We start from the raw sequence: 14,979 nt of genomic DNA on the forward strand, positions 1-14,979 counted from the left end.
CCGTGTAATAAAAACAATAAGCTGGTGCTTTCGACACCAGCTTGTTGCTCGTACAGGTAGCGTCATTGAAGTCCAATGAGCCACAGTCAGCGCGATAGACGCACTCGGAGCCTGCGAGCTCTTTCTTTAAATGCCGTTTCTCCCCCTTCAAGTATTTCGCACACCATCTCTCTAATTTTCTTGTCTTCTAACCCCCCTGACACATAGGTGATGGGAGGTAAGCCACCCGATGCGTGCGGGCCGGAGCTCGCCACGATGATTTGATCAGCATCGGTATTTATTACGAGATTCGCATTGTGCGTTACCATTATTACTTGGCGTGAAGTCTTAGCTGCTAAGAATAGTGATACTAAATCATCGTAAATTGACTTGGGATCCAAGTTTTCTTCGGGCTGGTCAATTATTAGAGGTCTGGTGTCTGAGTTGTCAAGAGATAGGTAAAGAAGTAGTAGCACGATTCCACGTGTTCCAGGAGAGAGCTTCTGAATATCTATTCCGTCGTAATTGACTGCATATTGGATGTTTATATGGTCTGTTCCATATAACCATTGAGCAAGTTTCTTTGTCCAACGTCGGTATTCAGCTGGGTCCGTTGAGACTACAGGGGAATGAGCTTGAAAATCTTTTTGAAAAGCGTCCTTAAATGCGCGCATCGCTTCTAATACTTCTAGTTCATTGCCTTCCATCCATGGCTTTTGAAAATAAGCACCAACAATTTCTCTGAGGGTACCTTTCCCTCGAAAAGGACCCTTTTTTGTCAGATTTAAAAGCGCTTCGCCGTCAGTTGCCCAAGAGTCAATATCCACCGTGCGCGTGATAGAAAATGAAAGTTTTTTCAACGTGCCAGATGCCATTTCAAGCTTGGCTCTAATCGGGGCGTATAGTTCAGCTAATATCTGCTGTCCAGAAAGAATTGCAGCAAACACCTGCTGGTAGGCTGTTTCCCTATCTCGTACTAAACTTTCGAGACGAAGGGCCGCTCCTTCATAGTCGGCTAGCTTCTCCTTAATTGCGCGCAGAAGTTCGGTTTCTGCCGTAATCTTCGTTGAAGCTGCTGTAAAACGGGTAGATGTTTCCTTGTCAATGCTGATTTGTTGTTGTAGGCGCCGGATTTCAGCTTGAATTTGTGCGAGTGGTAACTTCAATAATTCTGCATTATCGACAACGAACTGCACTGAGGGATCGTCGCTCGGCGGTGGAGGCGTTCCTATCCACCAGTTTTTATTATATTGTGCAGTGGTGAGCATTTTTTCTAATACTTCATCGACGTTTCCTTTGTAGTCTCTAAAGAAGATTTTCCATTCTTCCTCTCCCATTTTGCTCGCCGCATGCCGCTCTTTGATTTTTCGTAAATCTTCAGGGGCAATAATGTTGCGTACGTTTGAAACTTCGTCCTGCATGAGCAATATTTGGTTTTCTTGGTTTGTGTAATAGCGAACATAGCCTCCGACTGTTTCAGCCGCTTTGCTTAACTCTTCTAATCTTAATGCGCGATGCTGTGAGCCCTTGGCAACAAGTTTCGATCTGTCCTCGATCAAACGATTTAAAAGCTGCTCTTTTTCTTGAGTTTGGGTCTTGAGTGTCTCAACAAGACTACGTTTTTCAAGCTCTATGCTGATACGCTCGGAAAGAATGGAAAGTGATTCTTCACCGTGTTTTCTGGCTTGCACATGTCGAGAAGATTTTATTTCGCGAAGGTCTGCAAAATTCACAGCTCCTTCTCTTTCAGTGACAGTGTGGGAGTCGAAAATAACACGTTCAACTTCAGATAGTAGACCATCTGTCATGCCGTCAGATGAACAAAGTTGCTCTACAAATTGTTGAGATAGGTATCGGGCTCGCGGGTAAGATTCACTTTTAAGCTGAAGTGCTTCCGTGAAGTCCCTACTTTCTACATCGCCGTTTTGCCATGTTATATCAGCGGAACCACCTTCAAGATGTTCTCGTGCTCTCACAAGAAATGATTGTTTCGTGACATGCCCTGCATGCGCATCACATGCGGCAGCAATCATGTCGGCTAATGCTGTTTTTCCTGATCCTCTCGCACCAATAATCGCGATCAGCCCTGGGTTTAGATTGATATAGGGTGTCTTCAACCATGGTGCATTGTTGATAGAAATTCGAGAGAGGGTTTCCGAAGACATTGCTGACGGTGGCGGTTCTTCACCCACAAATGCACGTCCCTCAGGATCTATACATGCTTGACGTAACGTATCAAACGTTGGGGCACCCTTGACCCAGCTAAAGCGGTCGCCATCAGGTATACCTGTCTTGGGAACGCTATGCGCGTCGCAGCCATGCAGGCAAGGTTTCAGGCCGTTATAACGCTCTTTTATGACTTCTTGGGAAAGACCTTTTCGACCCAACCAGAACTCTCGTTGGTTGGGGTTGGCTGCGAACATTATGTGAGCGAAACGCTCCAGTTCCTGCCGAAGAGTCTCATCCGCACTGTCACGCAATGCGGATGTACCATCATTTTGCTTAGCGGCGATTGCGACAAGAACATTGTTTTGCGCCCAAGCGCTGGCTTCGTACTTTGACTTTAGCTCATCAAACGAAACTTTAAATTGTTCCGCTCCGTGTTTCAGTGCGGTGCGATCGTCCACTATCTCTGCGTTGGCTCTGTATCCGAGACGAGTGAGATCTGCTGGATTACACCTGAACTCATCCTGATGGGCTTTAAATGTTAGTCCGGAAAGGAATCGTTCGATTTCGCTTACATGATTCGCCTGTTCGGGGCTTACAAGTAAGTGAACATTTACCCAAGATTTCGCCGTTCCAACGCTGAGCCGTAGTTCAACGTTTGGGAAAACTAGATGGCAATTGGGCAGTCTGCCTTTCGATTTGTGCTCTTGAACCGTACGGTAGGTATCGAGTAGGTAGTAATCAGTAACAGCGATGCTACTAATGGTCGGAGTAGCTGTTTCGAGAGCCGTTAGATAAGCCCCCCAGTCACCTTTGAATTGATCATTGAACAAGGTGCCAGGAGCATGCACGTGTGGATCCCAACGTAGCCATCGGGATCCGGAGCTCAGAGGAGGTGCTGGTATGTCCTGCATTTTGACATCCTTGTTGAAAAAGAACTGATTCTGATGTGCCACTAGCAGGTGTGCAACTGAAACTGAAATCCCATTCAAAGCACTCACCGCTCGGTTGTGGACGCTTTGATTTTGCTTAGCCATCACGATTGTGTTATTCGAGTGGCACTTGGCGCGCGCCGTCGTCCCCCCACCTCGCCTGCGGGCTAAATGGGTCGTTTTTTCTGCGCGCCCGCGGACCACTCCAGGCGTATCAGGCTGGGCGTTTGCTTGGCGTTTTGGGAGGGGTGAGAACCTGCGGAATCCTGCGATGGTAGCGGAATAACTGAAGGGGGTTGGTGATGTCTGTAAGCGTTTTCAGGAAATACGTCGGAAAAAAGTAATTAGGAAATGTGGATTTGGGCAGTTGCCTGTGAGCCCCGGATTCATTGGGGGTTGTGAATTACTTGGGTTAGTTATTTTTAGTAATAGTTCAAGTAATTTTTCATCAGGTTGTTGATTTTAAAGGTTTTTATTATTTATTCATATTACCTTGATAAGAGGTAATTATATAATCTGTTTATTACTTAGATATTACCTTTCCGCTTTATTCTCAAAACCGCAGAAATAAAGGCCTATGGCCGATTTAGTTGCTGAAATTTCTTCTCTTACCTTTTTCCGATGACGAACCCAAAAAACGCAGTCGCTATGCACGCGGCGCCTGCGCGAGCTTCTCTATGCAATCATAACCGGCACGCGCGGATGCTCTTGCTCACATGGCTGTGGCCGCCAGGATGCGCTTGTCAGTAGTGCTGGGGTTGGAGCGACAGAACCTTGAGGCACGACGTCAGCGTGGTGGTGTGCGCGGATGGGTGTGAAGAGCCAGTTTCGAGGGTGGGTACGAAAGTGGTACGGGATTTTCTGTGCGGCTCAGTAATGACCGGAGTGCAAAGCCCGCAGAATTAGCAGTTCCGATCCAGCGTCGGTGATAAGCGACCGTAAGTTAACGTCCTCAATGTGGTTCCCTTTAGTCAGGGCTGTTCAACATTGATAATGCCTGCCATCTCAATCAGCGCTTCGCGCACTGTGACATTGTCCTGACGTGCGAGAGTACGATCGATCGACCAAAAACCACTCGCGCGCCTCAATTTATTGGCGTTATCCACCAAATTGGTTGCGGCTCGGGTACGTATTTCCAGAGACGGCGCGCCTTCGCTTGCGAGCATTTGACGGAGTTTTATCTTGAGCGTAGCCATGGCCTCAGGGGTTCCCTCTTCAATCGCTAAGGCGATCAGCGCTTCGACTGTGGTCTCGAGAACTCCCCAACCTGTTTCGTATTTTCCACCCTTCTTTGCCCATCCCATCAAGAGCTCTTTACATGCCTCGTAGAACGCTAAGAAATTCTGTCGATATCCGTCCAACGCTGCCTCAAAAAGGCCTTCGGAGAGATTGTGGTTTTGAGTAAATATTACGGATTCCCTCTCGTCCGGTAGCCATGACAACGTCGAAACAAGCCAGACAGCGTGCGTTCTCAGTTTGTCCTGAGCGTGCTCTGAACAAGCGGGTGCATTCGATAGTTCATTTAGCATTTGAGCCACCCCAATAACCCAATCGATGGCATCAAAGGTAAAGGACGATCGTTTATCTATAGCAATAAGTAAGAGTTCTTTCTGCGGGATATAGATCTGCTCTGCCCACGTTTCGATATTGTCGATAATTTCGCTGGCGTGCGCATCTTCTACAGGAGCCCCCAGCAGTTGTTTGACTAGTAGGGTGAATTTTCCACGGAATGAAGAACCGCTAGTACACGAAAAGTACGGACCGAGAGTGCTACGGTGCATAGAGCTTAGCGGGGTATCGGGTGTATTCAGAAACATTTTCGCAGCCTCTGTTACAGCCGAACGCAGTTGAAGGATAGGGTCGTGAATGTCGTGCTTTCCCTTTATCAAAAGGTCGTACGTAAGGTCTGCGAGCTGCTCGAATGCAGTCAGTGTTACGGGCTGATGGCTGGGATTTGCAGCGCCGATGTAGGAAAGAGTAGCGATTGCTTGAGCAATGCTGATAATTTCGGTCGGACTGGTGTGGTCTAGAGCAATTCTCGATGCGCGACCCATCAGACGAATGCCTTCCATCATAAGGTCAGGCATGTTGTGCGGGATTATGGTCTTAACAGCCGATACCATGTAGCTAGACGCAATTAACGCATGGTGCTTACTTTTGTTGGGCCCTCGATAATCAATCTCTAGGTACACCTCATAGAGCCCTCCAATTGCACGCAGCGTGCTCTCTGCCAATCGTTCGTCCCCCTTAGCCAATGCGGCTTTCATAGTCTGCCTAAGTTGTTCTAGTGAGGTATTGATGAAACCGTCGGTGGTGCCATGTATATCGAAGAGGGGATTGCTTCCGGCGAAGGTGCCGTGTTTCGCTTCGCAATAGGCTGTATTTATAAGTTTTAGGTGCAAGAAGGCATGATCCGTTACCTCATAGTCGCCCTGTTCCGCGAAGCGCTTGGCGTAAGAAATCGCGTAAGGGATTGCCTGTCTGGCTTTGTTATTCCAATTGGAGTTGATTTTGTAGAACTTGGCCTTGGCGGTGTTTAAAGGTAGTTCCGCTCCAGCTGCAACGATGGGAGAGGGCAGCAGTTCCGCCAAAAGGAGAGCAGCGTTATCTGCCAGCCTGCTCCATCTTTGCAAGTCCTGTTGGGCTGTCATCGACATTATGGCGAGTTGCTCGATCGGATTGATGAGTTGGAGCGCTCGCCGGTATGCAAACAGAAACAACAGTACTATCAGCGTGATCCCCCAAATAGCAGCAACTATTGCGGGAACGCCCCAGCTTCCATCTGGGATAAGTGACATCCCAGCGACGGCTATTGCGCTTAGGAATGATCCGAGAAACGAACTGAGCAACCTTTTGTCGGAGCTCAGTTGCGTGAACAAACCATGTGGCATGCGCTCGACATTGGTTTGCATCGCGAAAACGATGAGGGAGAATGCAATAGCTGCTGCACCGATCAGCGCTGCGCCTGTGCCGCCAAGTAGGGACCTCAGTGCGGCGAAATTGTCTTCATGACTGAAGTAGTCTCCGGTCATGCGCTGCAGGTGTGGCGTCAATAACACAGTAAAAAGCGCTGCGGCCAGCAAGCAAAGCGTCATTAGCTTGAAACCATGACGCATTCGCCATTGTACGAATTGAATCTTGACCCGAAAAAAACGCAGCACATTCGCTGCGTAAATCTTCTTGTATCGGGTGTGCAGCGTTGATATGTTCATCCCTTAATACCTGGAATTTAGAGGCATATAGTCGTTTTCCCCCTGCATCGGAGAAAGGATCTTAATACTCTTCTGCATAGCTATCAACTAACTTGCCGGCTATGCTTCCAAAGCTGAGAACTCCCAGTGCATTCTTGCCAACAACAGCTTCGCTTTTAACCTCCGCTGAAATTCGTAAATTTTGGCCTTGACCACCTTCGTGTTTATAATGCGTGCCGCGAGCCATTGCGTTGATGAGGGAAGTAATACCTTTTGAATGTGTTATGAATTCTATGTCTTCGAGCTCAATCTCTTCGTAGACTGTATTTGAAATTGAAATTTCCGAAGAGAGTTCGTCGTTTGCAAGTAGTTCATCTTTGTTGGTTTCAAAAAAATCAACGCATTTTTCTGCCATGCTTTCAATGGTTACGAATTCTATTGATAATTTATCGAGCATTCGCTTGGTATATTCAAAAATAGCGTCCGAAGTTAGAGCGTCATTCTTAGTCGGTTCTTCAGCTATAATGTCCTGCAGTTTCAGTGCAAAGTTCTTTTGGTCGCAAAGTAAATATTCGACTTTCGAAAGGTCTTCGTTGTTAAAGCTTTGATCTCTAATTAGCTCTTCAAAGTTTTCGTAGTTGAATATGGCTGCAACTATTTCTGCTGATGTAGTTAAAGATAAGTAGATTTTGTCTAGTTTCATGGCGCTTTCAAGCATTGACATATATAAATATGCCGAGGGGAATCGGTGAGACTCCTGCAGGGCTCTCAATCTTGTACTCTCCACCTGAAATCGACTGAGCTCTAAATCTATTTGACGAGTTTTATTAGCCTCTTCTAACTGAGTGATTTTCGCTTTGCTTGCCATTTCTGCCGCTCTGGCCGCGGCTTCTTCCGATGAAGACTTTGCTGCGGCGGCTTTAGCTGCAAGCCGAATTCTCCGTTCTTTAATATTTTCAATAATTTCGAACCTGCGTTTCAAGCTAAGCTTGACGCTTTCCTCTAAAAAAGGTTTGTTTGGATTTGATAATAGTTTGACTTCATCGAGTTGTTTTTGAGAGTTTATTTGATTAAGTTCTGCATGGACTGCTTGGTTGTGTAATTTGCTGTTGACAAACTCTAGTGATGATTTTGACAGGAGTGATATCCAAGGAAGCGCAAAAAGATAGAAGGTAGTTAAAAGCGCGGGAATGAAGAACAGCGTATTTAATTCAAAAAATCTGCTCTCGGATAGAAAAAGACGAAATATATTAACCCTATCCGATAATTTTCCTTCGCCCCATATTAAAATTGCTAGATGATTCCAGTTGCAAGTGATCCAGGAAATTAAGAATGCACCGATTAGTGGGTCGTGAATTCTCGTTTTAGTGTTTCCAGTGATGGAAGAAATTATATCTTCAAGCATTTTCATTGCTAATGAATCCATTCGAGTTGTTGTGGTGTGGCCGATTTAATCCTTGATAGGCTCCAAAGGGCCAATTTCGCCGCTACAGATCTATCACAAATAGGCAAGATGCCATCACGGCTAGGTGAATGGAAGAGGAAGCCAGCCAATGTTCATGCGCCGATGGTACGAATGTGGTACCCGATTTTAATTGCTGCTCTGTGATGCACGTAATGCAAGGCCTGTAGGATTAGTAATTCCAATCCATCATCAGAACAACGGAAAAACGGCGGGTAAGTAGAGCGATTTGTAACAACATGGAAATCTGAGCCAACGAGGCGAATGGCGCGCAGATTATCAGGGATGTATCTCAGCTGTCGGCCAGGCATGACCCAACCCGCAGCGCCTGGCTTGCCTTTACCAAGCTGAGCGTTGTCAGCGAGCCCGCTATTTAAAGTACGAGTGAATCCTTTTACACGTCTTGCTGGTGACTTTCGGTAGCCGATGTGTCGCTGCAGGCGGTGCCATTTGGATAATGCAGTGTTCCTTATGGCCATCGCCATAAACCATCACTGCCGAGGTGGTGGAGGAGCCATCTTCGTTCAAGTACGTTGTGACATTTTCACTGTTCTCTGGGCGTTTATCAGGGCCGCCGTAGGGATCAGGGTTCGCGGGGGAATCGGCCGCATAGGCAGCCTGGGCGAGCAATAGAAGCGTGAATGCGCAAATGAATTTCACAGTGGGCCCTTCGACAGAGTTGGGAATTCAGTAAATACAGATTGAGGCGGCTGTGCAGCTCAGACCGCTAAATCCCTCAGGAAATTTCCCACACGTTCTCGCCCGGCCCTGTGCAAGCCTGCTACTACAGGCAGGGCTGTGTCAGCCCACTTCGACAGTGCCTTTATGGAAAATCTCACGCCGTGCCCGGCGGCTGATGTTTTCGTGCTTGCTGAGTGTGTACATCTCGTCAAAGCGCGCACGGTCGATACCGGGATAGTTGACCAGTTCTTCCATCACCATGCGGTCGTAATCCTGCTCGATCACAAAGCGGAAGACCTCGCGTCGATAATAGAAGCCGAATTGAAAGGCCAGCACTTCGGTGAGGTAGTCAGTCTGGGTGAGGAAGCAGTTCTCCAGGTCAATCGCCTTGGCGCACGTGGGGTGCTGCGGGTCGACCATCACATTGTTGGCCCAGAAGTCCATGTGGATGATGTGTTTGCTGTGCAGGGCGCGCAGCAATTTGAATGACGCGGTGATCAGGCTTAGGACGCCGCGTTCCTGCTTGAGCCATTCCAGGCCGCTGAGGTAACCGTCGAGCATCTCGGTGAAGATGAAGAATTCCTGGATTAGGCCAAGCGCAGATTTTCTGTAACCGAAACCACGCAGTCCGGCGACCGGTGCGCCGCGCTTCTGCGCGCCCAGGGTGTTGATGACTTCCTCAACGGGCCAGTCGAATGTGCCGTCGCGTTTGGAGCGTCCGAAGGTGACGCGCAGTTTAGGACGCAGGCTGTCCAACGGCTGGGACTTGGCGAACAGATCGTTCTCCATGCCTTTCAACGGCGCGCTGATGCGGTTTTTGAGTTGATGGCGAGTGTCGATCAGGTCCTGAATCGCTTGGTGGACTCCGTCGTCGCTGGTGTGTGTGGTGAACACCGTCGCGTTGCCGTGATTGAGCGTTGCGGGAAAATTCTCAAGCACATTTCTATCGGGAAAGCTCAAAACACATCCTTGTCATTCGGAAAAGTATTACAGACATGTTACATGCACGATCTATTGGATCCAACCTGAACGTAACCTGTCTGGAAATGAAATATTTTTCACGTAGGGTTATCTGAGCGTTTCCTGGCGTTGATGCCTGATTTCAAGGAGTTCTATTCGTTTATTCCCCGCCTTTCATCCGTCGTGCAATCAGATAGATCCCCAACCCGGCCAACGCTGTGACTGCGCCGATATAGCCGGTGCTGGTCCAGCCCAACCCGGCCGTGATCGCCATGCCGCCAAACCACGGGCCCAGCGCGTTCGCCAGGTTGAATGCCGCGTGGTTGGATGCTGCCGCCAGGCTTGGCGCTTCGTGGGCGATGTCCATCAGGCGGATCTGCAACGGTGCAGCCAACGCCACCATGGTGCCGACCAGGCCCATGCTCAGCAGTACGCCCCACAGCGATGCCGCTGCGAACGGAAAGAACAGCAATACGCCAATCGACCACACCAGGATCCAACCCACCGCGCGAAACTGCATGCGATCAAACAGCTTGCCGCCGGCGATATTGCCGATGATCCCGCCCACGCCAAACGCGGCGAGGCCAAAGGGAATCCACTGTGGCGAGACTTTGGTCACTTCGAGCATGGTCGGTGCCAGGTAGCTGAACACGCAGAACATCCCGGCAAACCCGATTGCGCCGATGGACAGTGCCATCCACACCTGGGGTTTGGTGAAGGCACGCAGTTCCTTGCGTGGGTCGCTGCGTTCTTCGTCATGGCGGTGCGGCACGAATTGCCAGACGAGGGCGATGGTGCACAGCGCAATCACGCTGACCAGCGCGAACGCCGAGCGCCAGCCCAGGTGTTGGCCGAGGAAGGTGGCGATAGGGTTGCCGAGCAGCATGGCCAAGGTCAGGCCCATCATGACGCGGGCGACGGCACCGGCGCGTTTGTCGTTCGGCACCATGCTGGAGGCGACTACGGCGGCGATGCCGAAATAGGCGCCGTGGGGCAGGCCACTGATAAAGCGGAACGCCACCAGCGAACCGAAGGTGGGCGTGAATGCCGTGGCGAAGTTGCCCAGCGCGTACAAGCCCATCAACAGCAACAACATATGTTTGCGCAGCAGCTTGGCGCCGAGGATCGCCAGCAGCGGCGCGCCGACCATCACGCCCAGCGCATAGGCGCTGATGGCGTGGCCGACCTGAGGTTCGCTCAACCCCAGGTTCTGGGCGATGTCGGGCATCAGGCCCATGATCGCGAATTCGCCGGTACCGATCGCGAAAGCGCCCACGGCCATGGCGGCTTCCATTTTGGCGGCGCTGCGCGCGGGCAATACGTGCCCGGGTGTTTGCTGGATAGACATGGATCGCTCTGTGCAGGAGGGAAAGACGAGCCGCCGATCCTAACGAGGCGGCCACGAAGGAGTCTAGAACAGCGGATTACGCCTGAGTTCCATCCCATCGCGGCGCCGGCCTTTGAGATCCGTCTTATTCACCCGGCTCCTGCTCATCCCTAACCTTTGGGCGATGAAACTCAAACATTTCCTGCAACCCCTCGATTCAACCTTCTCGACGCCCAAGGCAGCCCGCAAGTTGTTGCGTTTGTTTGCCTTTGCGTTGGTGCTCGGCGTTTATGTGGGGGCTTACAGTTATCTGCGTGCGGCATTCAGCGAGGAAATTTCGCTGCGGCGCAGTTATATGAACGAGGCGATTTCCGACGCACAGAGTTTTTTCGTCAGCCGCCAGACGCTGTTGAAGAGCCTCGGCCTGTCCACCGTCAGCCATAAGACGCCGCCTGTGGGCAATCTCAATGAAGTGCCGGCCGAAGAAGTGCATATCACCCTCGGTGAAGCAGGCAATATCTGGAGCCTGTGGCTGACCCGACGCATGCTTGATTACTTGCAGGCCAACCAGGTCAACCTGATTTACGTGCCGCAGCGTGCCACGCCGCTGGTCGAGCGCCTGTTTACCGTGGGCGAAGCGCCGGGAGCCGTACCGGAGTCGGTGTTGAAACGCTTGATGGCGGTGGATACCGGCAAGGTGTCGGTCAGCGATGAGCTGTGGCTGACCGAGCAGAGTCGCCTGGATTCATCGCTGTACATTTTTACGCGCCTGGACGAGCGCAGTCCTTCATCGGGCTGGCTTGGATTAGAGGTGGACGGACCGGACCTGATCAACGCCTTGCAGCATGAGAAGGCCGGCGACTTCATGTTGCTCGACGGCGCGGGCCAGCTGATTTTCAGCAGCGCGCCCCATCAACCGGCGGCGGCGCAGGTGTTGCGCCAGTATCACTCCACCGCCAGTTTCGGCTGGGAAGGCAGCCGCTGGTTGCCCGACCGCCTGGCGATCCGCAAGCACTTGGGCTATTCGCACTGGCAGATCGTCTACAGCCTGGAGTTGAGCTCGCTGTTGCCCAGCCTGGCGCTGCCGTTGCTGGTCTGCTTGCTGCTGTGCGCGCTGGCGAGCCTGCTGATGGTGCGCCTGGTACGGCGCATCGACCAGCGCCTGATCATCCCGGCGGCCAATCGCATCGAAGCGTTGGTGGAGAGCGAAGCGTTCAGCAGTGCGGTCATTCGGATCGCCCCGGTGGCCTTGTGCGTGCTGCGGCGCAGTGACGGCGAAGTGGTGCTGGAAAACCCGTTGTCGCGCCAATGGCTGGGCAAGGGCCAGGAGCGCCGACAACTGTGTCTCGACTGGGTTCGCCGTGCCTTCCATGACGCCGAACACGGCAGCACCGACGAGTTGCAGATGGCCGATGGTCGCCACCTGTTCCTGAGCTTTGCACCTACCCGTTACCAACGTGAAGAAGTGTTGATCTGTGCCTTCAGCGACATCAGCGAGCGCAAACAGGTCGAGTTGGCGCTGGAGCAGGCGCGAACCCTGGCGGATGCGGCCAACGAGGCCAAGACCCTGTTCCTCGCAACCATGAGCCACGAGATCCGCACGCCGTTGTATGGCGTGCTGGCCACCTTGGAGTTGCTTGCCCGCACCGAGCTCAACAACCAGCAGCGCGGCTACTTGAATGCCATCGAAGGTTCCTCCGCGAACCTGCTGCAATTGATCTGCGACGTGTTGGATGTCTCCAAGATCGAAGCCGGGCAGTTGTCCCTGGAACTCACGGTGTTTTCTCCGCTGGAACTGGTGCAGGAAGTGATTCAAGGCTACGCCGGTGCCGCCCAGAGCAAGGGCCTGCAATTGTTCAGTTGCCTCGACCCGCACACCCCCGAACGCGTGCGCGGCGATGTCACACGGATTCGGCAGATCCTCAACAACCTGCTCAACAACGCGCTCAAATTCACCGAGAGCGGGCGCATCGTCCTGCGTTTACGCCTGGAAAGCCGTGAGGGCGAGCGCAGCATGTTGCAGTGGCAGGTGGTCGACACCGGCAAAGGCATTGCGGCGCACGACCAGCCCGATTTGTTCGAGCCGTTCTTCCAGGCCAGCGGCAACGCCAATGTGGTGGCGGGCAGCGGGCTCGGGCTGTCGATCTGCAAGCGCCTGGTGCACTTGATGAACGGCACGTTGCGTGTGGTCAGCGAGCCGGGCCTGGGCAGCAGTTTTACCTTCAACTTGCCGTTGGAGCAGGTCACCGACGATCAACCCTGGGCCTTGCCGTTGTTGGGCGAGCGGGTCTATGTGGTGTCACCGGTACGCGAACTGGCCGAGAGCATCGGCGGCTGGTTGCGGCGCTGGGGTGCGCGGGCGCAATTGGGCGTGCCCGAATCCGTCGCCACAGACCCCGGCGCGGTGCTGGTCGAGCTTTATCCTGGCGCGGTCGATGCTGCGCGGCTTCGCTGGTCGGGCCCACGGGTAGTTGCGTCGGCTGATGAGCATGGCGTCTCGCTGGGACCGGGCGCGTGTTGGCAGATCGGCTTGAACAACCTGCACGCGCTCAATCGTGCCGTCAGCCGCGCCCAGGGCATCGAGGAACACCTGTCGCCCATCCCCCGCGAGGCGCCCGCCGAGGTCAGCCTGAACCTGCGTCTGCTGGTGGCTGAAGACAACCTGATCAACCAATTGATCCTGCGCGATCAGTTGGAAGAACTCGGCTGCACCGTGGTGCTCGCCGGCGACGGTATCGAAGCGCTGTCGTTGTGGGGCGAACGCCCGTTCGACATGGTTCTCACCGACGTCAACATGCCGCGCATGAACGGCTACGAACTCACCGAACAACTTCGCCGCTTGGGCTGTTCGCTGCCGATCATCGGCGCCACGGCCAACGCGATGCTCGACGAAGCCGAGCGTTGCCTCAGCGCCGGCATGGACCACTGCCTGGTCAAGCCGTTTACCCTGCGCGCGCTCTATCAGTGCCTGCAGCGCTTTCAAAGGAGCGAGCCTTGAGTGCCTATCGCGTGCTCATCGTGGAAGACCATCCCTTTCAGCATGAGTACCTGATCAACGTGTTCCAGGCCATCGGCGGGTTTGACGTCGACGCGGTCTGGGATGGCGCCACCGCGTTGCAGCGCCTGGCCAGCCAGCATTACGACCTGTTGCTCAGCGACCTGATGATGCCGGGGATGGACGGTGTGCAACTGATCCAGCAACTGGCCGGCCTGCAGGCGCCGCCCGCGTTGGCGCTGATGAGTGTGGCTTCGCGGCGCATGTTGGTGGGGGCCGGGGAGGTCGCGGGCAACTTGGGCCTGACGGTGGCTGGATTACTGTCCAAACCGATCAGCGATCCGCAGGTGCGCAGCCTGCGCGATTGCCTCGACCGGCTGGCTGAACAGGCGCGCACGCCGTGTTGCCATCGCGGCGTCAACCTGGCGCGGGACACCCTGGCCCGCGCATTGACCAACGGTGAGATCCAGGCCTGGTTCCAGCCCAAGAAATCCCTGCACGACGGGCGTATTGTCGGCGCCGAAGCCCTGGCTCGCTGGGTCCACCCGCAGGAGGGCCTGCTGATGCCCGCCGAGTTTCTCGGCGAGATCGAACGCCAGGGCCTGGAAACCCAACTGCTGTCCTGCATCCTCGCCCAGACCCTGACCGCCCAGGCCCAGTGGGCGCAGCTCGGCTACCGGTTGCCGGTATCGATCAACCTGCCAACCCATCTGCTCGACCAGTGCGACCTGGTCGATCGCTTGCTGGCCCAAGTGCTGCAGCGCGACGCGGAGCCCCGGCAAATCACCTTCGAACTGATGGAAAGCTCCACCACACAGTTGGCCAGCAACTACTACGCTGGAGCATGTCGCCTGCGCCTGATGGGCTTCGGTCTGGCCCAGGATGATTTTGGCAAGGGCTTCAGTTCTTACTTCAACCTGGTGTCTACGCCGTTCAACGAGGTCAAGATCGACCGCTCACTGGTGCACGGTTGTGCAGACAACGAACACCTGGCGTCGGCCTTGCAAAGCATCATCGAACTGGGCCGCAAACTGGGCCTGACGACCATCGCCGAAGGCGCCGAAACCCAGGCTGAGCTGGCGGTGCTGAGGCGTTTTCGCTGCGACCAGGTGCAAGGCTTCTTGATTTCCCACGGCGTCGCTGCCGAAAAATTCAGCGCGCTGTTGATCGAAGATGGCCCTGCGCCAGCACTTATCTGAACGGCCGGGGTCACACAGTCAAGAAGCCCAGAGGAAGGGTCATCCGGTCAGCCGGGTGTTATCGGTCAATGCCGGATGAAGCATAGG

7 protein-coding genes are annotated in these 14,979 nt (G+C 53.3%); 2 read left to right on the top strand and 5 right to left on the bottom strand.

All coding sequences use genetic code 11. From position 1 onward, the window contains the following. Positions 1-86: 86 nt before the first annotated feature. From CFE47_RS15435 to CFE47_RS15455, 5 genes are all read right to left on the bottom strand, one after another. Entirely contained in the window at positions 87-3,059 is a 2,973-nt protein-coding gene (locus CFE47_RS15435; RefSeq protein ID WP_181644020.1) for a TrlF family AAA-like ATPase, read from the bottom strand. A gap of 989 nt (positions 3,060-4,048) precedes the next feature. Then, the gene (locus CFE47_RS15440) at positions 4,049-6,289 is read right to left on the bottom strand and encodes a hypothetical protein (RefSeq protein ID WP_181643967.1); all 2,241 of its coding nucleotides are present in this window, start codon (positions 6,287-6,289) and stop codon (positions 4,049-4,051) included. 61 nt (positions 6,290-6,350) lie between these two features. Continuing rightward, a complete protein-coding gene (locus tag CFE47_RS15445; RefSeq protein WP_286838221.1) occupies positions 6,351-7,679 on the bottom strand; it encodes a hypothetical protein in 1,329 nt (442 codons plus the stop codon). An 852-nt stretch (positions 7,680-8,531) separates the two neighbouring features. Then, on the bottom strand, positions 8,532-9,350 hold the full coding sequence (locus tag CFE47_RS15450; RefSeq protein ID WP_286838224.1) for a lipopolysaccharide kinase InaA family protein: 819 nt from the start codon (positions 9,348-9,350) through the stop codon (positions 8,532-8,534). A gap of 181 nt (positions 9,351-9,531) precedes the next feature. Continuing rightward, entirely contained in the window at positions 9,532-10,719 is a 1,188-nt protein-coding gene (locus CFE47_RS15455) for an MFS transporter (RefSeq protein WP_032888847.1), read from the bottom strand. Between the two features lie 163 nt (positions 10,720-10,882). On the opposite strand from CFE47_RS15455, the gene CFE47_RS15460 reads away from it, so the two are divergent. Beyond that, positions 10,883-13,696: an ATP-binding protein gene (locus tag CFE47_RS15460; RefSeq protein ID WP_099601419.1), complete on the top strand. Its 2,814-nt coding sequence runs from the start codon at positions 10,883-10,885 to the stop codon at positions 13,694-13,696. Then, entirely contained in the window at positions 13,693-14,892 is a 1,200-nt protein-coding gene (gene pvrR / locus CFE47_RS15465; RefSeq protein ID WP_032888851.1) for a response regulator cyclic di-GMP phosphodiesterase PvrR, read from the top strand. The genes CFE47_RS15460 and pvrR overlap by 4 nt, the downstream gene beginning before the upstream one ends. Positions 14,893-14,979 lie beyond the last annotated feature (87 nt).

Source organism: Pseudomonas sp. PGPPP1 (assembly GCF_002255865.1).
Taxonomy (GTDB): domain Bacteria; phylum Pseudomonadota; class Gammaproteobacteria; order Pseudomonadales; family Pseudomonadaceae; genus Aquipseudomonas; species Aquipseudomonas cremoris.